The 23,469-nt window shown below is 66.9% G+C and carries 16 protein-coding genes, 1 tRNA gene and 1 pseudogene; 12 read left to right on the top strand and 6 right to left on the bottom strand.

Annotation, left to right across the window (positions count from 1 at the left end; genetic code table 11):
* Positions 1-5 precede the first annotated feature (5 nt).
* Genes ACFPUZ_RS06505 through ACFPUZ_RS06475 form a run of 7 tightly spaced genes read left to right on the top strand, consistent with a single transcriptional unit; the run spans position 6 to position 10,179 of the window.
* Positions 6-3,746, top strand: coding sequence for a nitrate reductase subunit alpha (locus tag ACFPUZ_RS06505; RefSeq protein WP_377000973.1), 3,741 nt, complete (start codon positions 6-8; stop codon positions 3,744-3,746).
* The gene (narH, locus tag ACFPUZ_RS06500; protein ID WP_377000972.1) at positions 3,746-5,380 is read left to right on the top strand and encodes a nitrate reductase subunit beta; all 1,635 of its coding nucleotides are present in this window, start codon (positions 3,746-3,748) and stop codon (positions 5,378-5,380) included. Before ACFPUZ_RS06505 ends, narH begins: the two co-directional genes overlap by 1 nt.
* The gene (narJ, locus tag ACFPUZ_RS06495; protein ID WP_377000971.1) at positions 5,377-6,069 is read left to right on the top strand and encodes a nitrate reductase molybdenum cofactor assembly chaperone; all 693 of its coding nucleotides are present in this window, start codon (positions 5,377-5,379) and stop codon (positions 6,067-6,069) included. The genes narH and narJ overlap by 4 nt, the downstream gene beginning before the upstream one ends.
* A 2-nt stretch (positions 6,070-6,071) precedes the next feature.
* A complete protein-coding gene (narI, locus tag ACFPUZ_RS06490; protein ID WP_377000970.1) occupies positions 6,072-6,857 on the top strand; it encodes a respiratory nitrate reductase subunit gamma in 786 nt (261 codons plus the stop codon).
* Positions 6,857-7,573, top strand: a complete 717-nt coding sequence (modA, locus tag ACFPUZ_RS06485; protein WP_377000969.1) for a molybdate ABC transporter substrate-binding protein — start codon at positions 6,857-6,859, stop codon at positions 7,571-7,573. The genes narI and modA overlap by 1 nt, the downstream gene beginning before the upstream one ends.
* A 10-nt stretch (positions 7,574-7,583) precedes the next feature.
* Positions 7,584-9,473: an ATP-binding cassette domain-containing protein gene (locus ACFPUZ_RS06480; RefSeq protein ID WP_377000968.1), complete on the top strand. Its 1,890-nt coding sequence runs from the start codon at positions 7,584-7,586 to the stop codon at positions 9,471-9,473.
* A gap of 7 nt (positions 9,474-9,480) precedes the next feature.
* On the top strand, positions 9,481-10,179 hold the full coding sequence (locus ACFPUZ_RS06475) for a helix-turn-helix transcriptional regulator (RefSeq protein ID WP_377000967.1): 699 nt from the start codon (positions 9,481-9,483) through the stop codon (positions 10,177-10,179).
* Positions 10,180-10,197: 18 nt separating this feature from the next.
* Here ACFPUZ_RS06475 and thrB read toward each other — a convergent pair whose 3' ends face one another.
* Positions 10,198-11,124: a homoserine kinase gene (gene thrB, locus ACFPUZ_RS06470; protein WP_377000966.1), complete on the bottom strand. Its 927-nt coding sequence runs from the start codon at positions 11,122-11,124 to the stop codon at positions 10,198-10,200.
* Between the two features lie 11 nt (positions 11,125-11,135).
* Entirely contained in the window at positions 11,136-12,467 is a 1,332-nt protein-coding gene (locus tag ACFPUZ_RS06465) for a homoserine dehydrogenase (RefSeq protein WP_377000965.1), read from the bottom strand.
* A 162-nt stretch (positions 12,468-12,629) separates the two neighbouring features.
* On the opposite strand from ACFPUZ_RS06465, the gene ACFPUZ_RS06460 reads away from it, so the two are divergent.
* Positions 12,630-13,328 carry a hypothetical protein gene (locus ACFPUZ_RS06460; protein WP_377000964.1) on the top strand — a complete coding sequence of 233 codons (699 nt, stop codon included), beginning with the start codon at positions 12,630-12,632 and terminating at the stop codon, positions 13,326-13,328.
* On the opposite strand, the gene lysA is transcribed toward ACFPUZ_RS06460, so the two are convergent.
* Both lysA and argS read right to left on the bottom strand, forming a co-directional pair.
* Positions 13,325-14,656: a diaminopimelate decarboxylase gene (gene lysA, locus ACFPUZ_RS06455; protein WP_377000963.1), complete on the bottom strand. Its 1,332-nt coding sequence runs from the start codon at positions 14,654-14,656 to the stop codon at positions 13,325-13,327. The two genes, ACFPUZ_RS06460 and lysA, sit on opposite strands and share 4 nt — an antisense overlap.
* A gap of 4 nt (positions 14,657-14,660) precedes the next feature.
* Positions 14,661-16,307, bottom strand: a complete 1,647-nt coding sequence (gene argS, locus ACFPUZ_RS06450) for an arginine--tRNA ligase (protein ID WP_377000962.1) — start codon at positions 16,305-16,307, stop codon at positions 14,661-14,663.
* 107 nt (positions 16,308-16,414) lie between these two features.
* On the opposite strand from argS, the gene ACFPUZ_RS06445 reads away from it, so the two are divergent.
* Positions 16,415-17,971: an alpha/beta hydrolase gene (locus ACFPUZ_RS06445; RefSeq protein ID WP_377000961.1), complete on the top strand. Its 1,557-nt coding sequence runs from the start codon at positions 16,415-16,417 to the stop codon at positions 17,969-17,971.
* A 110-nt stretch (positions 17,972-18,081) separates the two neighbouring features.
* Positions 18,082-18,154, top strand: a tRNA-Arg gene (locus tag ACFPUZ_RS06440).
* 1,162 nt (positions 18,155-19,316) lie between these two features.
* Here ACFPUZ_RS06440 and ACFPUZ_RS06435 read toward each other — a convergent pair.
* On the bottom strand, positions 19,317-20,168 hold the full coding sequence (locus ACFPUZ_RS06435) for an Abi family protein (protein ID WP_377000960.1): 852 nt from the start codon (positions 20,166-20,168) through the stop codon (positions 19,317-19,319).
* Between the two features lie 436 nt (positions 20,169-20,604).
* Positions 20,605-20,877 (bottom strand): annotated as a pseudogene (locus ACFPUZ_RS06430) (GNAT family N-acetyltransferase); the annotation flags it as partial.
* Positions 20,878-21,383: 506 nt separating this feature from the next.
* Here ACFPUZ_RS06430 and ACFPUZ_RS06425 point away from each other — a divergent pair.
* Together ACFPUZ_RS06425 and ACFPUZ_RS06420 are read left to right on the top strand one after the other, a co-directional pair.
* Positions 21,384-22,874, top strand: a complete 1,491-nt coding sequence (locus tag ACFPUZ_RS06425; RefSeq protein WP_377000959.1) for a hypothetical protein — start codon at positions 21,384-21,386, stop codon at positions 22,872-22,874.
* A 226-nt stretch (positions 22,875-23,100) separates the two neighbouring features.
* Positions 23,101-23,469, top strand: a 369-nt coding sequence (locus ACFPUZ_RS06420; protein ID WP_377000958.1) for a transposase family protein, incomplete at its 3' end; no start/stop codon positions are given.

Below are 23,469 nucleotides of genomic sequence, written 5' to 3'. Positions count from 1 at the left end.
CCTCCATGACCACCACAAGCAGCTCACAGTCAGTGAACCCCCTGTTCAAGTTCGGCAGCTACCTGCGCAAGGGCCAGGTCACCGACTCCGGCCAACAGCTCTTCCTCAAGGGTGGACGCCAGGCGGACGTCTTCTACCGCAACCGCTGGTCCTTCGACAAGATGGTGCGCTCCACCCACGGCGTCAACTGCACGGGATCCTGCTCCTGGAAGGTCTACGTCAAAGACGGCGTGATCACCTGGGAGTCGCAGGCCGTCGACTACCCCACCACCGGCCCCGACATGCCGGACTACGAGCCCCGCGGCTGCCCCCGCGGCGCCTCGTTTTCCTGGTACACCTACTCGCCCACCCGCATCCGCTACCCCTACGCCCGCGGGGTACTCGTCGACATGTACCGCGCGGCGAAGGAACGCCTCGGCGACCCGGTGCTCGCCTGGCGCGAGATCGTCGAAACACCTGAGAAGCGTGCCGCCTACGTCTCGCAGCGCGGCAAGGGCGGCCTCATCCGCATCCCTTACGACGAGGCCATCGAGATCGCCGCCGCCGCCCACGTGTACACCATCCGCCAACACGGCCCCGACCGCATCGCCGGCTTCACCGTCATCCCGGCCATGTCCCAGGTCTCCTACGGCGCAGGCACCCGCTTCCTGCAGATGATCGGCGGCGTGGCCCTGTCCTTCTACGACTGGTACGCCGACCTGCCGCCCGCCTCCCCCCAGACCTTCGGCGACCAGACCGACGTGCCCGAGTCCGGTGACTGGTACAACTCGAGCTATCTCATGATGTGGGGCTCCAACATCCCGGTCACCCGCACCCCCGACGCCCACTTCATGGTCGAGGCCCGCTACAAGGGGACCAAGGTCGTCGTGGTCTCCCCCGACTTCGCCGACAACACCCGCTTCGCGGACGAGTGGCTGCGCATCAACCCCGGCACCGACGCCGCCCTCGCCTTCGCCATGGGCCACGTCATCCTCTCCGAGTTCCATGTCGGCGAACAGACCCCGTACTTCCTCAACTACATGCGCAAGTACACCGACTCGCCCTTTCTCATCTCCCTCGACGAGCGGGCGGACGGCACGCTCACCCCGGGCAAATTCCTCACCGCCAGCCAGCTCGACGACTCCCACGCCGACCTGCGCGACACCCCCAACGCCACCCACCGTCTCGTGGTGATGCAGCCCGACGGCTCCATCGTCGACCCGGGCGGCACCGTCGCCGACCGCTGGGGCGAGGAGGGTGTGGGCAAGTGGAACCTACGTCTCGACGACGTCGACCCGGTCATGTCCATTGCCGAGACCGGCGAATACGGCACCGCTGAAGTGCTCTTCCCGCGCTTCGACCTCGACGCCGACCCCGCCGACATCGACGGTGACGGTCCGATCGGTGCCGGGGTGGTCCACCGCGGTGTGCCCTACCGCGAGGTCGACGGGCACAAGGTGACCACCGTGTTCGATGTGATGCTCGCCCACTACGGCGTGGCCCGCCCCGAGCTCGGTCTGCCCGGCGAGTGGCCGACTGACTTCCACGACGCCTCCACCCCGGGCACCCCGGCCTGGCAGGAGGAGCTCACCGGTGTGCCGGCCAACGCCGCCATCCGTATCGGCCGCGAATTCGCCCGCAACGCCGAACAGTCGGAGGGCCGCTCCCAGATCATCATGGGCGCGGGTGTCAACCATTACTTCCACGCCGACAACATCTACCGCACCTTCCTGGCGCTGACCTCGATGTGCGGCACCCAGGGCGTCAACGGCGGCGGCTGGGCCCACTACGTCGGCCAGGAGAAGCTGCGCCCCATGAACGGCTGGTCGCAGTACGCCTTCGCCCTCGACTGGCAGCGCCCGGCGCGCCAGATGATCACCACCGGCTTCTACTACCTCACCACCGACCAGTGGCGCTACGACAACTCCAAGGCCTCCCGCCTGGCCTCCCCGCTGGCCACCCGCGGCGTCGTCGGCGACAAGCACCTCTCCGACACGCTCATCGAGTCGATGAAGCGCGGCTGGATGCCCGCCTACCCGCAGTTCAACCGCAACCCCCTGCTGCTGGCCGACGAAGCCGAGGCCAAGGGCATGTCCATCCAGGAGCACGTCGCCGACGAGCTCAACTCCGGCCGCATGCAGTTCGCCGCCGAGGACCCCGACGCCCCGGAGAACTGGCCGCGCATCCTGCTCAACTGGCGCACCAACCTCATGGGCTCCTCGGCGAAGGGCACCGAGTTCTTCCTGCGTCACATGCTCGGCGTCGACTCCGATGCCACCGCCGTCGAACTGGGTCCGGAGGAGCGGCCGGAGTCGATCGCGTGGCGGGACGAGGCGCCCGTCGGCAAGCTCGATCTCATGCTGACCACGGACTTCCGCAACACGTCCACCACCCTGGTCTCCGACATCGTCCTGCCCGCCGCCACCTGGTACGAGAAGAACGACCTGTCCACCACGGACATGCACCCGTTCATCCACTCCTTCAACGCGGCGATCAACCCGCCGTGGGAGGCACGCACCGACTTCGAGGTCTTCCGCGACCTGTCGAAGTCCTTCTCCGCACAGGCGGTGCGCTGGCTGGGGACGCAGACCGATCTCATCACCTCGCCCCTGGCCCACGACACCCCGGACCAGCTGTCCATGCCCAACGGCATCGTTCCCGACCTGGCGGAGACGGGCTACGTGCCGGGCACGACCATGGCCAAGCTCATCCCCGTCGAGCGCGACTACACCAAGGTGTACGAGAAGTGGTCCCACCTCGGCCCGCTCACCGCCGAGAAGGGCACCGGCGTCCACGGCACGCCCTACAACGTGGCCAAGCAGGTCGAGGAGCTGGCGCTGATGAATGGCACCTCGGAAACCTCCAGCGGTGAACGTCCCGACCTGGACACCGCGACGAAGGTCATCGAGATGATCCTCCACCTGTCCGGCGTGTCCAACGGTGAGGTCGCCGCCGAGGGCTTCCGCAACCAGGGAGCGCGCGTCGGCGCCGACATGATGGACCTCATCGCCGGCAACGAGAACGACCGCATCGGCTGGGACATGGTCAAGGAACGCCCCGCGGAGGTCATCACCTCCCCGGAGTGGACCGGCTCGAAGAAGGGCGGGCGCCGCTACACGGCCTTTTCCATCAACCTCGAGTACGACAAGCCCTTCCACACCCTGTCGGGCCGCATGCACTACTACCTCGACCACGACTGGTTCCTCGACTACGGCGAAGCCCTGCCCGTCTTCCGCCCCCCTCTGGACCGGCTCCACCTCAACGGGGAGTCCAATCCCGGTGAACTGGTGCGCGGTGAGGACGGCAACCCCGAGGTCACTGTCCGTTACCTCACCCCGCACAACAAGTGGTCGATCCACTCCCAGTACTTCGACAACCTGCACGTGCTGTCCATTTCCCGCGGTGGCCAGGTGGTGTGGATGTCGGACAAGGACGCCGCCAAGATCGGCGTCGCCGACAACGACTGGATCGAGGTCTACAACCGCAACGGTATCGTCTCCGCCCGCGCGATCGTCTCCCACCGCATCCCCGAGGGGACCGCGATCATGAACCACGCGCAGGAACGCACGGTCGGCACCCCGCTCAACGAGAACACCGGCCGCCGCGGCGGTACCCACAACTCACTCACCCGAATCATGATCAAACCGGTGCATGTGGCGGGCGGCTACGGCCACCTGACCTACGGCTTCAACTACATCGGCCCCACCGGCAACAACCGCGACGAGGTCACCCGCATCCGTCGCCGCTCCCAGGAGGTGCAGTTCTGATGAAAGTCATGGCCCAGATCGCCATGGTGATGAACCTGGACAAGTGCATCGGATGCCACACCTGTTCCGTCACCTGCAAGCAGGCGTGGACCAACCGTGAGGGCACCGAGTACATCTGGTTCAACAACGTGGAAACCCGACCCGGCGTGGGCTACCCGCGCGGCTGGGAAAACCAGGACAAGTGGGAGGGCGGTTGGGTCCGCACCTCCTCCGGCAAGCTCAAGCCCAAGGCCGGCGGGCGTCTGAAGAAGCTCGCGACCATCTTCCACAACCCGAAGCTGCCGACCATCCAGGACTACTACGAGCCCTGGACCTACGAGTACGACAAGCTGTTGTCCACCCCCGCCAACCAGAACACCCAGCCCACCGCCCGCCCCGTCTCGCAGATCGACGGCCGGGAGATCAACACCATTTCCTGGTCCTCCAACTGGGACGACAACCTCGGCGGCTCCACCGCCACCCTGGATGAGGATCCGGTCCTGCACCAGATGAACCTCACCGTGCAGAAGGAGATCGAGGACTCCTTCATGTTCTGGCTACCGCGCATCTGCGAGCACTGCCTCAACCCGACGTGTGTGTCCTCCTGCCCCTCCGGCGCCATGTACAAGCGCACCGAGGACGGCATCGTCCTCGTCGACCAGGATCACTGCCGCGGCTGGCGCATGTGCGTTTCCGGCTGCCCGTACAAGAAGGTCTACTTCAACCACAAGTCCGGCAAGGCCGAGAAATGTACGTTGTGCTATCCGCGTCTGGAAGTGGGACAGCCGACGGTCTGTTCCGAGACGTGCGTCGGCCGCCTGCGCTACCTCGGCGTCCTGCTCTACGACGCCGACCGCGTCGCCGAGGCCGCCGCCACGGAGGACCCCCAGGGCCTCTACCAGGCACAGAAGGACATCCTCCTCGACCCGCATGATCCCCGCGTCGTCGACGCCGCCGTGCAGGCAGGCATCCCGCACTCGTGGGTTGACGCCGCCCAGCAGTCCCCCATCTGGGACCTCATCTTCACCTACGATGTGGCCCTGCCCCTGCACCCGGAGTACCGCACCCTGCCGATGGTCTGGTACATCCCGCCGCTGTCCCCGGTCGTCGACGCCGTCACCGCCTCCGGCAACGACGGCGAGGACCACAAGGTTCTCCTCACGGCCCTATCGACGATGCGGATCCCCCTGGAGTACCTCGCAGGTCTGTTCACCGCCGGCGACACCGCGCCCGTCGAGAAGTCGCTGCGCCGCCTGGCGGCCATGCGCTCCTATATGCGTGACATCAACTTGGGCAACGAACCGCAGGAAGAGATAGCCGAATCCGTCGGCATGACCGGCCAGGCCATCCAGAAGATGTACAAGCTGTTGGGCATCGCCAAGTATGACGACCGCTACGTCATCCCCACCGCCTCCCCCGAGTCCGCCCGCGGCATCACCTCGCTCGACCCCTTCGGTGACACTGACCCTGCCCAGGCGTTCGCCGACCTCGGCATGGGGGCGCCTGCCGCATGCCATGAGGAGGCCTCCCCCGCCGGAAAGGTGTCCCTGCTCAGCTGGGACGGCGACCGCCCGGACGCCATGTTCCCCGACCGCATCGGCGCGCCCGACGGCACCCGGGCGCCCGGTGACTCCAAGAGGAGGGATGAGATGTGAGAAGCGGACAACGCCTGCCCACCGGACGCATCCCCGAGCAGCTGACCCGCGCCGTCGCGGTCAGCGGCGAGCAACGGCGGACCATCACCATGGCCACCTCCCTGCTCCTCGACTACCCCTCCGAGGACTTCGGAGCGCGCCTGACGGCCGTCGATAAGCACTCCGGTGACCTGCCGCTCCCCATTGCGACGGAGCTGGCAGCCTTCCTGGACGCCGCCCGGGCCCGAGGCCTGCGCGGCATGCAGGAGCACTACGTGGAGACCTTCGACCAGAAGCGCCGCTGCTCCCTGTTTCTGTCGTACTACTCCGTCGGTGACACCCGCCAGCGCGGCACTGCCATCCTCGCCTTCCGCCAGGCCCTCGCGCAGCTTGGTTTCGAGGAGCTCACTGACGAACTCCCCGACCACCTCTGCGTCGTCCTCGAGGCGGTCGCCCGCTCCGAGGGCGATCAGCACGAGCAGACGGTCGAGATGCTCGCCGCCCACCGCGACGGCCTCGAGGTGCTGCGCACAGCCCTGAGCGGCCACGACTCCCCCTATGCGCACCTGATCACCGCAATCGCGATGGCGCTGCCGGAGATCGACGCCGAGACCACCCACAACTACCTCGACCTCATCCGCTCCGGACCGCCGGCCGAGCTCGTCGGCATCGGAACCCCGCTGCCCTTCCCCACCGCCCACAAGGACTGACCATGGCTGACTTCAACACCTTCCTCTGGGTCGCATTTCCCTGGCTGGCTATCGCCGCCTTCGTCATCGGCATGATCTGGCGGTGGCGCACCGACCAGTTCGGCTGGACGACCCACTCCACGCAAATCTACGAGTCGACGCTTCTCCGACTGTCCTCCCCTCTGTTCCACTACGGCATGCTCTTCGTCATCATCGGCCACGTCATGGGCCTGGCCATCCCGAAGTCGTGGACCCGGGCGGTGGGCATCTCCGACGGCGTCTACCACCTCATCGCCACCTATCCGGGTGTCATCGCCGGAATCGCCACGGTGCTCGGCCTGGTGGGGCTGCTCTACCGACGCATCGTCAACCGCTCGGTGTTCCTCGCCACCTCCACCTCCGACAAGGTGATGTACCTCTTCCTCGGCGCGGCGATTCTCTCCGGCTTCATCGCCACCGTCTCCCTTCAGCTCTTCGGCGGACCCCACGGCTACGACTACCGCGAGACCATCTCCCCGTGGCTGCGCGAACTCCTGATCTTCCAGGCCCGCCCGGAACTCATGGCCGATGTACCGTGGCAGTTCAAGGTCCACGTCCTCGCGGGATTCACCATCCTCGCCGTGTGGCCCTTCACCCGCCTGGTGCACGCATTCTCCGCTCCGGTGGGGTACACCACCCGTCCCTACGTGGTCTACCGCTCCCGCGACACCCGCACCGGCCCCGTCAAGGAGCACGTCGCCTGGGAGCCGATCCGCTCCCACACCGGTGAGCTCGACGAGAGAAAGGAGACCCCCTCCCGGGGTGCCTGATGAAAAAAGCCGCCGCCTTCGCCGCCGCGCTGCTTCTCCTCGTGGGGTGCGCTCCCGGGGACGATGGCGTGGTGGTGTTGGGCGCGGCGTCGACACGCGCGCTCAACGGCTCCCTCGCGGAGCTCTCACCCGCCCCGCTGGAGTTTTTCAACGCCGGCTCCTCCACCCTCGTCCAGCAGCTGGCCGACGGCTCTCCCGGCGATGTCCTCATCACCGCCGATGAGGCGACGATGGATGCCGCCCTCGCGCAGGGCCTGGTGGCCGACCCGCGCGTAGTGGCCACCAACACCTTGGTCATGGTCGTGCCGCAGGGCAACCCGGCGGGGATCCGCGGCGTGGGAGACCTCGGCCCCGACACCGCCCTCGTGCTCTGCGATGAGCAAGTTCCCTGCGGGGCCGTCTCCCGCCGGCTCATCGACGCCGGCGGTTGGGAGGTCCACCCCGTCTCCCTCGAGCACGCCGTCTCCGATGTGCTGGGCAAGGTCGTCTCCGGGGAGGCCGACGCCGGGTGGGTCTACCGCACCGACGCCGTCGCCGCGGGCGATAGGGTCGAGGTCATTGACCTGCCGGGGGCTGCTAACCATCCGAACTCCCTGGTCGCCGCCGCGACCACCACGGCCCGGGACGCAGCCGAGGCGCGCGCCTTCGTCGACCTGCTGACCTCCGCGGAGATGACCCCGGTCTGGAAGAACCACGGTTTCACCCCGACCCGCTAGTCTGATCGGCATGTCCGCACCATTCCCCGCCCCGACCCGCCCCCCGCTGGTGGTGGCGGGGCTGGGCCTGGTCGGCCTGCTGCTCATCCTCGGGCCCGTGCTGGCGCTGGGGGTGCGCGTGCCGTGGGGCCGTCTCGGCGAGGTGCTCGGCGATCCCGCCACCCACGACCTGCTGCGGATCACCCTCGGCGCCGGGGTGTGGACCAGCCTGTTCGCCGTCCTGCTCGGCGTGCCCCTGGCACTGTGGATCCAGCACCTCAGCCGCGGCGGGCGCCTGGTGCGCCTCCTGGTTCTGCTGCCGCTGGCCATGCCGCCGGTGGTCGCGGGCCTGGCGCTCACCGCAGCGCTGGGGCGGCGGGGCATCACCGCGCCGTTGCTGGAGGCCACCGGGCTGCAGTTCGCCTTCGCCTTCCCCGGCGTCGTGCTCGCCCACGTCTTCATCGCGCTGCCCTTCGTGGTGGTCACGGTCGACGCGGCACTGCGACAGTTGGACCCCGAGATCCCCGCCTCCGCCGCCGGGGTGGGGCTTAACCGTGGGCAGGTCCTGCGCCAGGTGACGTTGCCCGCGATCGCCCCCTCCGTGGCCACCGGGGCGGGGCTGGCCTTCGCGCGCTCCCTCGGCGAGTTCGGCACCACCCTCACCTTCGCCGGATCCATGCCCGGCATCACCCGCACCATGCCGCTGGGCATCTACCTCGAGCGGGAGACCGACCCCGGGCGCGCCTATGCCCTCGGCGCCGTCCTCATCGGCCTGGCCGTGCTGGTGCTGGGCCTCTCAGCTCTTCCCGCCGTGCTGCGCCGGGAGCCCGCGCCCCAGGCCCGCACCCTCGGGACACTGGACGCCACCCGCCTGCGCGCACTCACCGCCCCGCCCGGCGGCGGCGTGCCCGTCCACATCGGTGAGTTCACCCTTCCCGCCGACCGGATCACCGCCGTCGTCGGCCCCAACGGCGCGGGCAAATCCACCCTGATGGGGCTGGTCGCCGGGCGGTTGCGCGGTCGCCCGGTGCGTGTCGAGGGCCGCGTCATCCTCCTCACCCAACGCCCCGGCCTGCCGCGCACCACCACCGTCGCGGGGGCCGTCACCATGGTGACCCGCTCGGTAACCCGCACCCGCGAGCTTCTCGACGCCGCCGGGCTCACCCCCCTCCACGACGTCCCGGTCCCCGCACTCTCCGGCGGGCAGGCCGCACAGGTCGCCCTGGTCCGGGCGTTGGCCGCGCGGCCCGAGGTGCTCATCCTCGATGAGCCTCTGGCGGGCGTCGACGTCGCCTCCACCACCGCCTGGCGCGCCCTGCTCCGCGCCGCCGCCCACGACCGGACCACGCTGATGGTCACCCACGATCCCCTCGACGTCGCCGGGCTCTCCGAGCATCTCCTCGTGCTCGAGGGCGGAGAGGTCACCGCCGCCGGCCCCACGGCTGAGCTCCTCGCCGTGCCTCCGAGTGACTTCGTCTCCTCCCTCGCCGGGCTCCATCGTCTCGAGGGCACCGTGGCACGAACGGAAATTGACACCGTCACGCTGGACCGAGGACAATTGAGGGTGACAGGCGTCGTGCCAGCCGCATACGGTGCGATGCCCCACCCCGGCGCTGCCGCCGTGGCCACCTTCCCTCCGGAGGCGGTCACCGTGCGTCACCCGCAGACACCACCGGCCCGGACTGACTCGGCCCGCAACGTCTGGCCGGGAACAATCGAATCCCTGGAGTCGTCGGCCGGACACCCGGCCACGTTGCTCACCGTGGCGCTGCACTCCGGCACAGACCCGGCCCGCATCACCGTTCCGGTGACCAGGCGCTCGATCGTGGACCTCGGCCTCAGCCCCGGAACCCACGTCGAGTGCGTCATCAAGGCGACCGCCATCACGGTGCACACGCTGCACCGGCCCGACAGGAGTTGAGTGAACGATGAGTGATGCCCGGCATCCCCGCCCCACCGCGGAGCTCTTCCCCGAATCCCTCCAGCTGAGCACCAAGCAGCGTGAACTCCTCGACCTGCTGCAGACCTTCCCCGGCGGCGCCCGCTCCTCGGACCTGGCGACAGTCCTGGGCATGCACGTCAACACGGTCCGCGGTCACCTCGATGAGCTCATCGCCCGCGGCGCCGTGCACGCCACCACTGCCCCCGCCGTGGGACGCGGTCGGCCGTCCCTCATCTTCCAGGTGCGGGTGCCTGACAACCGGGCCATCGCCCGCGAATACATTTCCCTCGTCGAGGTGCTCGCCGAGATGGTCGTCGGCGAAGAGTCCCCTTCGCCGGAGGCCATGGACAAGGCCCGGGAGATCGGCCGCGCCTGGGCGCGACGAATGTCGGATTCGGGGGCCGGTGTCGAGACGATCCAGGACGCGCTCGACGTTCTGACCGCACGCCTCCGGGAGCTCGGTTTCGATCCCGCCCTCCTCGCCGTCGACGACAGCGACCATGTAGACATCCACCTGCAGGCCTGCCCCTTTGTCACCGACCAGGGACGTCCCTCCCTGGTCGTGTGCGCCATGCACGAAGGCTTCCTGCAGGAGTCGATGGGCTCAGCGCCGGTCACACTCAACCTGCGACCTTTCCACCCGGCCGGGATGTGCACGGTGGTTTCCCGTCCCGAAGCAGTCTGACATACCCGCCCGAACGGCCTACGCCCGGGACAGCTCCACGGTCACGGGGCCGGCGACGTCGAGCTCGATGATGCGCAGACCGGCGGCACGGGCCTCGTCGAGAATATTCTCTTCGACCGGCCCGGAGGACAGGACCATGCAGGTCGGCCCGGCGCCGGAGAGGTAGGCGGCGTAGCCGCGGTTGCGCAGGCGGTTGACCCACTCCGCGGTGACCGGCAGGACATCGGCCCGGTAGGGCTGGTGCAGGCGGTCGCGGGTGCCCTCCCACAACAGTTCGGGGTGGCTCTGCAGGGCGACGGTCATCACCGCGGTGCGCGAGACGTTGAAGCGCGCGTCGGTGTGGGTGACGTGGCTCGGCAGCACCCGGCGCACGGCCTGGGTGGAGGCGTGGAAGTTCGGCACCAGGGCGGTGGCCCGGATCCGGGGGTCCACGGGGACGGACACGGCGCGGTAGCCGGGCTGGGTGCCGTCGACGGGGGTGGTGGTCCAGGAGACGACCGCCGAGCCGAGGACGGAGGCCGCCGCGTTGTCGGGGTGGCCCTCGAAAGCGGAGGACAGCTGGACGACCTGGTCGGTGGTCAGCGGGGAGCCGGCCAGGGCGTTGGCCGCCACGACGCCGGCGACGGCGGCCGCCGCCGAGGAGCCGAGCCCGCGGGACTGCGGGATGTTGTTGGTGCACACCACGCGCAGGCCGGGGGCCTCGGCGTGGGCGGCGTGCAGACCCGAACGGATGGCCTTGACCACCAGGTGGGAGCCGTCGCGGGGCAGGTCGTCCTCGCCCTCGCCGAAGACCTCGACCTCGAGTCCGGCCTCGATGACCTCGACCTCGACGGTATCGTAGATGCCGACGGCCAGGCCGAGGGTGTCGAAGCCGGGGCCGAGGTTCGCGGAGGAGCCGGGGACGGTGACGGTGACGCGGGTGCCCACCTCAAGCTGGATGCTCAACGACGATCCTCCTAGATGAGACGCAGCACGGAGTCGACGGCCTTGACGGCGGGGGCCTGCTTGAGGTCCTCGACGGTGGCGGCCAGGTCGGCTTCCCGGGCGGAGTGGGTGACCACGATGAGGCGGGCGTCGTCGCCGGACTCCTCCTGGCGGACGGTCTTGAGGGAGATGTCGCGCGCCGCGAAGATGGCGGAGAGCTCGGCGAGGACGCCGGTGCGGTCCTCGACCTCCATGTCGATGTGGTAGCGGGTGCGCACGTCACCGAGGTCGGCGATGGAGAGGTTGGCGTAGGTGTTCTCGCCCGGGGCGCGGCCGCCGTGGACCTTGTTGCGGGCGGCGCCGACGAGGTCGCCGAGGACGGCGGAGGCGGTCGGGGCACCGCCGGCGCCGTTGCCGTAGAACATGAGGCGACCGGCGGCCTCGGCCTCGACGAAGATGGCGTTGTAGGACTCGTTGACCGAGGCCAGCGGGTGATCGACGGGCACGAGGGTCGGGTGCACACGGGAGGCGACGGATTCGGTGCCGTCGTCGTTGGTGAGGCGCTCGCAGATGGCCAGGAGCTTGATCACGTAGCCGGCGTCGCGGGCTGCCTCGATGTCCTCGGCGGTGACCTGGGTGATGCCCTCGCAGCTGACGTCGTCGAACTTGACGCGGGTGTGGAAGCCCAGGGAGGCGAGGATGGCGGCCTTGGAGGCGGCGTCGTGGCCCTCGACGTCGGCGGTCGGGTCGGCCTCGGCGTAGCCCAGGCGGGTGGCCTCGGCGAGCGCGTCCTCGTAGGTGGCGCCGGTGGACTCCATCGCGTCGAGGATGAAGTTGGTGGTGCCGTTGACGATGCCCGAGATACGCAGGATGTTGTCGCCCGCCAGCGAGCGGCGCAGCATGCCCACGACCGGGATGGCGGCGGCGACGGCGGCCTCGAAGTAGAGGTCGACGTTGGCGGCGTCGGCGGCGTCGGCCAGCTCGTCGGCGTGCGCGGCGACGAGGGCCTTGTTGGCGGTGACCACGGACTTGCCGGCACGCAGGGCGGCGAGCACCAGCTCACGCGGGTAGTCGATGCCGCCGATGACCTCGACGACGATGTCCACGTCATCGCGGTTGATCAGGCTCATGGCGTCGTCGGTGAGCAGCTCCGGCGCGACACCCGGGCGCGGCTTGGACAGATCGGAGACGGCCACGCCGCGCAGCTCGAGCGGGCCACCGATGCGGTGGGCCAGCGCGTCGGAGTACTCGCCCATGAGGCGCAGCACCTCGGAGCCGACGGTGCCGTGGCCGAGAATGGCGATGCCGACCGGCTCGCCGGCTCCCTTGCCGGGGTTGTAGCTGGGCTGCGTGAGGTCCGTCATGGTGCTCCTGAGGGTTGTGGCCGGGCTAAACGTGCACCAGCCTACCGGGCGCAGTCCTTTTCCACAGCGCCCGGGGTCAAGAATAGGTCCACCCACTCGACGAAACACGTTTTTCCTATTAACCTAAACGCACCACTAGTTGACGTCGCAAGGAGGAAGGTCATGTCCCGTCGTGCGCGCATGCTCGCCGCCGCGCTGTTGTGCGCCCCGCTTATCGACGTCCCCCTCTCCCCCGCCGCCGACGTCCACGTCACCGGGCCCACCTGCACGGTGCTGGCCACCACCGCCGAGCGGGAGGAGATGCTCGCCCTGTCCGGCATCTTCGCCGCCAACTGGTCCGCCGAGATCCTGCGGGACATCCCCGGTTCCGGGGCGGACATGTCGCTGGCGCGGGTGTGGCACGCGGACAAGACCACCGAGGAGCTGGCGGACATGCCGGAACCGGTGCGCGCGGCCGTCGACCGGATCAACGCCGCCGGGCAGCGGGTGGGTTATACGGGCGAGGAGGCGAGTGCCGCGCTGCGGGTTCTGGTGGACCGCAACGAGCGCCGCCGGGACCTGGCCCGTCGGGAGGCGCTGCCGCGCGCGGCGGCCCGCGAGCGGCTGGACAGCCAGCGCTTCACGCCGCTGCACGACTACCGCACGGGGCTGTCCGTCGCCGCCGCCGAATCCTGGGACCGGGCGTGGGAGCGGACCCCGGGGGCGGATTCCGCCGCCCGGGAGGCCCGCAGCGCGCTGGCGCGGTGCACCGGGCAGGCACGGCCGCCCGTGCTGCCGGGCGCTGACATCGGCCCGCTCTACACCTCCCTGGTCATGTCACTCCTGGAGGGCTTCGGCGAGCTCCGGCCGGCGGAGTCCTAAGGCTCCAGGGCCAGGATGTCCTCCACCGTCTCGCGGCGCAGCATGAGCTTCGTCTTGCCCGCGCGCACGGCGACCACCGGGGGGCGGCCGAAGGCGTTGTAGCGCGAGGACATGGCGTAGGCGTAGGCGCCGGTGGCGGCGACGGCCACGAGGTCACCCACCGCGATGTCATCGGGGTAGGCGGCGTCGCGGACGAGGATGTCGCCGGATTCGCAGTGGGCGCCGACGAGGCGCGAGGCCACGGCCTGGCCCTCGGTGAAGCGGTTGACCAGGCGGGCGTCGTAAAGCGCGTCGTAGAGGGCCGGGCGAATGTTGTCGGACATGCCACCGTCGACGGAGAGATAGCGACGCTTGGCGTCGTCCGCGATGGTGACGTCCTTGACGGTGCCCACCTCGTAGACGGTGACGGTGCCGGGGCCGGCGATGGCGCGGCCGGGCTCGACGAGGACGGTGGGCGGCTCGATGCCCAGCTCCGCGGCGGTCTTGGCCACGGCGGTGAGCAGGTCGTGGGCGACCTCGTCGACGTTGAGGGGCTGCTCGTCCTCGGTGTAGGCGATGCCGTAGCCGCCGCCGAGATCCAGCTCAGGCAGCTGCACGCCGAGCTCGCGGTGGATCTGCGAGTACAGGCCCAGGACGCGGTCGGCGGCCATGGTGAAGCCCTCGGCGTCGAAGACCTGGGAGCCGACGTGGCAGTGCAGGCCCACGAGCTCGAGGTTCTCGGCGCGCACGGCGGCCTCGGCGGCGCGGTAGGCGGAGCCGGAGGCGAGGGAGAAGCCGAACTTCTGATCCTCGTGGGAGGTGGCGATGGCCTCGTGCGTGTGGGCCTCGATGCCGGGCTTCACGCGGATCATCACCTTCTGCACGGTGTCGGCACCGGCGGCGATGGCGTCGAGAAGCTCGAGCTCCTGCTCGGAGTCGAGCACGACGTGGCCGACGCCCTCGGTGACGCAGGCCCGCAGGAAGGCCGGCCCCTTGTTGTTGCCGTGGGCGGTGATGCGCGCGGCCGGGAAGTCCGCGGCCCGGGCGATCTTGAGCTCATTGAGCGAGGCGACGTCGAGCGACAGCCCCTCCTCGTCGACCCAGCGCGCGATAGTGCGGGTGAGGAAGGCCTTGGAGGCGTAGTGGACGTGCTCGGGGCCGCCGAAGGCGCGGGCCATGTCCTGGCAGCGGGAGCGGAAGTCGTCCTCGTCGACGACGAAGACGGGCGTGCCGTACTCCTCGGCGATCTCGGGCAGCGGCACGCCGGCGACGGTGACCACGCCGTCCTCCTGGCGCGCGGCGTTGCGCGGCCAGACGTGGGCGGGCAGGTCGTTGAAGTCTGCACTCATACGCTTACATCCTCTCCGGGGCGGTGACACCGACCAGGGCGAGGGCGTTCGCCAGGGTCTGACGGGTGGCGGCGGCCAGCGCCAGGCGGGCGCTGTGGATCGGCGCGGCCTCCTCGTCCGCCTTCGGCAGGATCTGGCAGTTGTCGTAGAAGCGGTGGAACACGCCGGCCAGTTCCTCAGCGTAGCGTGCAATGCGGTGCGGCTCGCGCAGTTCGGCGGCGGCCTTGACCACAGCGGGGAATTCGCCGAGGGTGCGGATGAGATCGCCCTCGCGCTCGTGGGTGAGCAGCGAGAGATCCGGATCCTCGTAGGTGACGCCCAGCTCCGCGGCCTTCCGCGCGATGGAGCACAGGCGGGCGTGGCCGTACTGGACGTAGTAGACGGGATTGTCGGAGGACTGGGAGGCCCACAGCGCCAGGTCGATGTCCAGGGAGGAGTCGACGGAGGAGCGGATGAGCGAATAGCGGGCGGCGTCGATGCCGATCGCCTCGACGAGGTCGTCGAGGGTGATGACGGTGCCGGCGCGCTTGGACATGCGCACGGCCTCGCCGTCGCGGACGAGGTTGACCATCTGCCCGATCATGACCTCGACCTGGTCGGCGTCGTAACCCAGCGCGGCGGCGGCGGCCTTGAGGCGCGCGACGTAGCCGTGGTGGTCGGCGCCGAGCATGTAGATGCACAGGTCGTGTCCGCGGTCGATCTTGTCGGCCACGTAGGCGATGTCGCCGGCGATGTAGGCGGCGTCGCCGTCCGACTTGATCACCACGCGGTCCTTGTCATCGCCGAAGTCGGTGGAGCGCAGCCACCAGGCACCCTCCGATTCGTAGAGGTTGCCGTTCTCCTTGAGCGTGCGCACGGCCTTGTCCACGGCGCCGGACTCGAAGAGCGAGTTCTCGTGGAAGTAGACGTCGAAATCCGTCCCGAACTCGTGCAGCGACTCCCGGATGTGGGCGAACATCATCTCCACGCCCGCGGCGCGGAAGGTCTCCTGGACGTCGTCGGATTCGAGCGCCCCGGGATGCTTCTCGACGATCGCCTGCGCGATCTCCCGGATGTAGTCACCCCCGTAACCGTCCTCCGGGGTCGGCTCGCCCTGCGCCGCCGCCACCAGGGAGCGGGCGAAACGGTCGATCTGGCCGCCGTGGTCGTTGAAGTAGTACTCGCGGGTGACCTGCGCGCCCGCCGCGCTGAGAACGCGGCCCAGCGAATCGCCGACCGCCGCCCAGCGGGTGCCGCCGAGGTGGATCGGGCCGGTCGGGTTCGCGGAGACGAACTCGAGGTTGATCTTCTGGCCCGCGTAGAGGTCGAGGTGCCCGTAGTCCGCCCCGGCCGCGAGGATCTTGGCCACGATCTCGCCCTGCGCCGCCGCCGCGAGGCGGATGTTGAGGAATCCCGGGCCCGCGATGGTGGCCTCGTCGATGGCCGGATCCTGCGCGAGAGCGTCGGCCAGCAGCGTCGCCAGCTCCCGCGGGTTCATGCCGACCTTCTTGGCCACCTGCAGGGCCAGGTTGGTGGCGTAGTCGCCGTGCTCCGGATTGCGGGGGCGCTCGACGACGACCGGGTCAGGAAGAACAGAGGCGTCGAGGTCACGGGAGTCCAGCACGCCGGCGGCGGTCTCCCGGATGAGGGACGCAAGATCAGCAGGTGTCATGGGCGATGAGTCTAGTGCACCTGCCCGCCGCGTTCTCGCCCGCCCCGGGGACCGGAAGCGGCTAGCATATAAGCCGACCACACCGTATCGACGACCGGAAGTCCCCCATGCGTTTTCTCCCCCGCACTCTCGCCGCCGCCGCCACCCTCAGCCTGCTGCCGCTGAGCGCGCCGACGGCCGCCGCCGCGCCCGCGATCACCTGGGAGGCCTGCCCCGCGCAGGTCACCGAGCCGAGCGCCCAGTGCGGGCGTATCGACGTCCCCATGTACCACTCCGACCCCACCGGCGAGACCATCTCCGTCGGCTTCGTCCGCGTGCCCGCCGCCTCCGGCACCGCCCGCGGCACGCTGTTCGGCAACCCGGGCGGGCCCGGCGGCGATGCCTACACCTACTTCGGCGACGCCGAGAACTCCGCCTGGCCGGCGGGCATCGTCAACGAATGGGACCGCGTCGCCGTCCAGCCGCGCGGCCTGCCCGGCTCCACCGGCATCACCTGCGCCCAGGAGGCCTTCGCCATGGGCCCGGTGGACACTCTCACCCGCCAGGGTGCCTTCATCCGCGAGGCCTGCGAGCGCGTCCACCCCGGCTACACCGGCTCCCTGACCACCGACAACACCGTCGACGACTGGGAATGGGTCCGCCAGGCCCTGGGCCGCGAGAAAATCTCCATCCTGGGACTGTCCTACGGCACCTTCCTCGGCTCCGCCTACGCCACCCGCTACCCGCAGCACACCGACCGCGTCGTCCTCGACTCCGCCATGGACCCCGGACTCGCCTGGAACGGCATCATGGGCTCCCAGCAGGCCAGCTACGAGAACTCCCTCCACGACTTCCTGGCATGGGTCGCCGAGCGTGACGACGTCTACGGCCTCGGCCGCACCCCGCTCGCCGTCTACCAGGCCTGGTCCGCGCGCATCGTCGCCGAGACCGGCACCAACCCCACCGTCGTCCCGCCCCCGGCCCAGGTCGGCGACCTGCCCCCGGGGCTTGGTTCCTCGGGTGAGGTGGGGGCCCAGGCCATGACCTCTTCCGGTCCGGCGCTCGTCTCCTCCCAGGGCTTGAGCTCCCAGGCCGCCACCGGCGGCAACCAGGCCACCTCTCCCCTGCTCATGCTCACCCGCATGGGCCTGCCCTTCGTCTCCCAGTGGGACAACCTGGCCCGCATGATCAACGGCACCCACCCCGTGCCCAGCGCCGAGGAGATCGCCGGATCCACCACCGAGCAGGGGCTCCTTGACTCCGCCAACTCCCAGCTCATGCAGCGCCTCATCATGTGCAACGAGAACACCTACCCCGCCAACCCGGCCGACCTGCCGAAGTTCGCGTGGAGCAACTTCGTCAGCGGCGACATCTTCACCGCGCCCAACGCGATGTTCACCTCCGGTGCCGCCTGCGCCGGCGCCGCGCCGGTGGCCGGGCTGCCGCCGACGTCCGGGGCGGAGCTGGAGGTCCGGCCGCTGCTCATCCAGGCCACCGGCGACCCGCAGACGCCGTATGGCACGCACCGCGCGCTGGCTGAGGCCATGAATGCCCACGTGCTCACCGTCGACGGCAGCGGCCACGGCCACGTCGGCCTGGGGAACGCGGCCGTCGATGACGTGGTGGTGGAGTACCTGCGCACCGGGTCCGCGAGCGTGACCGAGGTGCCGGGGCTGAACCGGTAGCGGCAAGGGGTCGCCGAGCCTTCGCTCCCGCCTATCAGGCACCGGATTGGGCCGACCCCGGACGTGGTGCTAAACTTTCACCGTTGTCATCCCCCGCGGATGGCGGCAATGTCTCCGTAGCTCAGTGGATAGAGCATTGGTTTCCGGTACCAAAGGTCGCAGGTTCGAATCCTGTCGGGGACACAAATGTCATGAGTCGGGACATAGTTGACACTATGAGTCGCGACATCGTTGACAGTCAGGCCCTCACCTCGAGAACGTGTTCTCGGTGAGGGCCTGACTCATTTTTGCTTTTCTGCGGCAGGGCGTGTGTTCTCTGCTCACCGGTTGAGCTGATTGGGCTGGTATCGACGACTCGGGTTCAGGTCGTGCTCGGCGATGACCTCCCCGGAGTCCCGGTTAGTGGTCGTAGCCTGGGTCCCACTGATCACTGTCAATGTGGGCGTATGGAGTGCGTCGGAGGCTGGAGTGCGGGGTCGTCGACTGAGACGCAAAGGCTTGCACCCCGCCGACTCGGTAGCGGGCCAGCAGAGTGTAAATCCACTGGCGAGACCGGCCGAAACCGCGGGCCGCGGCAGTCACGATCATGTGCTGCTCGGTGGTCGCTTTGACGATCGCAAGGTTCGGGTTGTCATAGCTCATGGACATCCCACTGCCTGGACAGTGTCAACGATGTCCCGACTCACCTTTCAACCACCACTGCTACCCCCTCCAGATCAGCACTGTCAACAAATTCCTGCACCCAGACACTGTCGGGGACACGATCCGAGTCTGACAAAACAGTTGCAGAAACAGGCATGCGGCGCTTGCGCGATTCTTTGCGGGTCTGGGTTCAAGGCGGCACCACGCCTAGTACAGCAGGTGCGCGGGCATTCGTGCAGCGAGCCCTGGGAGCAGGACACCACTCCCCAACTCGGCTCCTCTCCCGTGTGGATGAGGTCCCTATCTTGTACCCTCCTAACCCCGCTCTGCATCACCCTCTCCGCGTCCCCTTTTGAGTACCCCTTCCCAGTCTTCAGGAGCAGGCTGAGGCTTCCTACACGTCCCACCAGGTCCCCCTCCAGGAGGCAATTCCTTTTTCGAGCCCATGGTGAGGAGGACTGAAGGTTGACGCACTGTTTCAAAGTTCCCTCCTGGGAAAACAGGGCTTCCTACGCGGAAGTGCCTCGGCGCCCACACCCTCTGACCTACGCGAATAGCCCAGAAACGGGCTGAGGCAGCAATGTCGAAGGGTATGTTCGACGGAGAGGGCCCGTTCGCGGGACTGAGCGAGGAGGAACGGGAGGAGATGGGTATTATGAGGATACACATTGGGAGTAAATGGCGAGATGGGAACCAGTACCCGTCAGTCAAGCAGGGTGGATGATCCGAAATTACCGACACCAAATTCATAATCGGGTTCGTTTTTGATCAGCTTCTCAAGCCCATCAGCAAATTCAAGTCTCTTCGACTCGTCTCCCTGGAAACTCGCTACGCTGTAAAACGCCACCAGCATCGACTTCTTGTGACAGCGGTCAATCCTCTTGCGGAACTGACCCTTTTTCGTCGCCGTGTTGGTTGTAGGTCTCATCCAAAGCCTTGCTTGGTGGGAGACGAGGTTCCTGAGCGACCGCAGAGATTCTGCCCCACTCTGAAACCTTTTGGCCGGGACCCCCATATCGTCCGCAACGGACCTCCAGAGTTGAGTGCGAGAGTCCTCGTCGTTGTCGCAACGCTGCACGAATTTCACCAGCCGCCCAAGGGAGAAACTGTCCGCTACCGCCCAGAAAGGAAGGCGGTCAGAAAGGTCGCGGCAGAGCTCCCAGTTAGCTGACGTACAGCGCATGGGAACGTCGTAGCCCAATTCCCACCCTGCTTCCTGAAGCTGTTTGACGACATATGATTCACTGTATTCCAGTATGTCATTCATCAGCCCACGGGCAAGATGGCCATTCGAGTACTCACCACCTAGATCGAGGTAAGTTTCGAAATCAAGAAACGAACCATGGGGTTCGAACTTCTGGCAATAGTGCCGAACCAGAAAGTGCCTTAATAGCCATTCAGAATTTCGGATTCCTGAGTAAAGAAGAGTTGACACCTCAGCGTCAACATCAATCAGACGAAACACCCTTGAGGGCAGCTTCGCTCCTGTCAGCTTTCCTTCAAAATGAAGTTCCCGAAAATTCCGGGCATAACCAAGGAAATAGTGGAAGTTCATTGCGTCAAGACGTTCTACATCCTGATCTTGTAAACTGCCATCCGGAAAATAGTCTTTTCGATATAGATAGTCAACCCTCTGCCCGATAGAGAGGAACGGGACCCTCCTTACCATTCCACCGACTCCTAATCCGCATTGGACAAACCTAGCATAAATGGGATAGGCCCTAGAAGCGATGTGCTTCTAGGGCCTACCAGGGCCACTACAGCGGGACGCTTCCGAGAGAGGCGGCTGCGGGATCTGTTGGCTGTAACAATAGGCCAATCAACTGCCGTTCTCAATGTAGACACGCCGACCGCCTGTACTTCCCCGTGACGTTGTGAACGCGTTGCATGGGGGTTAAGCCGCCGATGGCGGTGTGGGCTCGGTGGCAATTGTAGTCGTGGATAAAGTCCGCGTACGTTGCCCGCCGCGTCATGATCGACTCGGTGCCGACAAGCTGGAACCCGACTCTCCGCATCAGCTTCTGAGCGTCAGGGTTTTCCACTCGCACCTCAGCCTCCAGGAACGGAGCCGACGCCCTCCTCGCTTGCGCCTCAATGTCCCCCATCATCGCGGACGCCACCCCGTGCCGGCGATACGCCGGTTCCACCCACAGGTCCTGGATGTACCAGCGCTCCCCAGCCGCAGGCATCGGCGTTACACGATCAAGATCGACCGTCGACGCACTGGCCTCCGCGACGACGATGAGACTGTCGCCAGTCGTTATGCCTGACCGATGACGCTACTGGCTTCGTCGTGCGCACCTCCTCCTCGGAAGAAGAGGTGGTAGCGGATCTACACGTCCATGACCTCGGTCTTGTCAAAGGGGGGCGAAGGAGCGGACGGTGACATTGCTCATGACGTGGGATGCCACCTGGTGCCGTAGACTTGTTTGGGTGGGGGGCGTGCTGGCCCTTAGGTATTCAGGGCCTCGAGCCTAGGGCCCAGGAGACGAGTGTGAGGATGAAAACCACGGGAGCTATAGCGCCCATGCGGCTCACCTTTCATAACGGTTCGCAGTCCGCAGCTATGACGACACGCGCCTGAGCCAAAAATGTTGGTGATAGAGTTTAAAAAACTGCTTGGGACGGGCCCGTCGATGTCCGGACACATTGGCAGCCTGAGCCGAAACAAGGAGCTTTTGTGCGTCTTCATTCCTGGCACTTCTTCATCCCCTTTAGCCCCGCCGCGCCGGTTCCCGACGGTTACCCTGTAACACGCCACCCATCGAATATGGTGGCGGCCGACGGCGCACCCTATCCGGGAGATGACAGCGTTCACATCGTCTTCCACCAGCAGACAGTGGAGACCAATCCTCTGCCAGGCCTGGTAGCGGTGTCGAGCGTGCTGGATACGCGAAGCCTGCGGGGTCCCGCCGACCGTGGATCCTTCAGAGATTCCATCTCCGGCATGTCATTTACGGTGGCGGAAGTTGTCGTCAGCAAAAAATTCAAGAGGTTTGACGAAGAGGTCGCAGATGCAGACGAGGACGAGTCTAGGAGATTCCACGAAGCCTTTACCTACGCCATTTCCCGGCTCAACGAGACCCTCAGCGCGTTAGCACTCATCCAAAACACACTGGTGCCGAAGGTGACTCTCGAGTCCCTACCTCCGCTGCTCACCGCCGCGTCGGGAGCATTCGAGCCCTGGGAGCTACAGGGACAAGAGCTACCTAAAGTGCGACCCGAAGTTGTTCAGTTGGTCAACGGGAACCTTTTCTCTCTCGCAGCTCCGCCTCCCATCGAAAACTTAGACGGCTTCTTGGGCTCCGCCCTAGCGTCTGTCTCGGAGAAGGGACCGTTTTCCTCCTACGCGGACTTGCGTCGAGAGGCTACCCATTATCATCGTGTAGCCGGGGACTACCGCGTAGCCATTATCCTGTACGCATCGGCATGTGAGTCGTACTTCGATGAACTCCTACAGCACCTGCTCTGGGAAGGGGGCCTGAACCCCAGAGAGGCCGCCGTCGAGTTTTCACAGAACGGCAAGGCTCCGAAAAGAGGTAAGAAGTTCAGAAACGAGGGCATCACCAACCTGGTCAAAGAACGATTGGTTCCTCTACTGAGCGGCCAGACAGAACTCCCGAAAGCTCTTGAGCGCTGGATTGAAAAAGTGTCGGAAGTCAGGAACATGGTCATCCACAATGGTTACGCCCCTACGGCAGAAGACCTGGGGGCTTGTGCAGATACCTTCGCGGAAGTCGACTCTTACTTAGCCGACCAAGTTTGTAAGCGGCGCCGGGATTATCCGATAACGGCACTGGCCCTGCTTGGGAAATCAGGTCTGGAATCTCGAGGTGGATGGTCGCCGGATTTCAGCAAGCTCGAAACCCACCTAATCAATATTTACGAACGCATCCGAGTGTTCGCGCGATGGAGAGCACATCTCAGCGCGATGAGGAAAGACTACAGCGACTTCGAGACAACAGCCTCCCCTGTCAATGCCTCATCCGTGCTGGCCTTCCACCCGGATACAGGCAAAGAAGCCGTGTTCGCCGTTCACCCAAACGGCACGCTTGCCACAGAACTTCCTCTTGAGCCCGCGAAGGACACCAAACAGTATTCGATGCTCCGTACGGCCGCACATACTCGGATCAGCGTCTTCGCGGCCACGCTAGGCGATCTTTCCATCCCCCGAGGCTCCGTGTGGGATCGCCTCGTGTACGAGATTCCCGGTACTCCAGCCTGTATGTTTTCGCATCTTAAAGAGGTCCGCGGCTGGTAGCCAATCGCACCTGTAAACTGGGTGCATCTGCTAAGGGGATTGCGGGCCTCGCGTCAGGGGATACAGGGCCCTTCACTATGGGGATGTGAGGCTTTGGCGGCTCTTCACGATTTGAAGTGCGTAGCTGACCACGGGGTGGGGTTCGGGGTGGCACAACATGTAGGGGTCCTGGCCGGTACAAGATGAGAGTTGCGAAGCTTCCATCTGACCGAACCAGGACCTTGCTGTGCAGTCTAGTGGCAACCTCGTCGCCGACACCATCTGCCGCACGGCAGAAATCGGCCTGACCATCACCGGTGCGGCTGACGCCGGGCCCTTCACCATCATCGACGCCACCCCGGTGGCCGTGGCCACCACCTGTCCCGAGTGCGGACACCCCGGGACGAAACGTGATCACGTGGTCCGGACTCTGGTCGACTTGCCGGTGGTGGGGTTCCCGACCCGCCTGCGTGTGCGCGTCCCCAGATTCCTGTGCACGATGGCGTCCTGCCCCCGCAAGATCTTTCAGGTTTCGCTGGCCTGTGCGGATGATGGATCCAAGCTCACCCACCGCGTCACGCGCTGGGTCCTGCAACGACTGGCGATTGACCGGATG

It is taken from the genome of Corynebacterium nasicanis, assembly GCF_042658165.1.
Classification (GTDB): Bacteria; Actinomycetota; Actinomycetes; order Mycobacteriales; family Mycobacteriaceae; genus Corynebacterium; species Corynebacterium nasicanis.
Note: the sequence above shows the minus strand (reverse complement) of the source record. Positions and strands in the feature narration are given on the sequence as shown.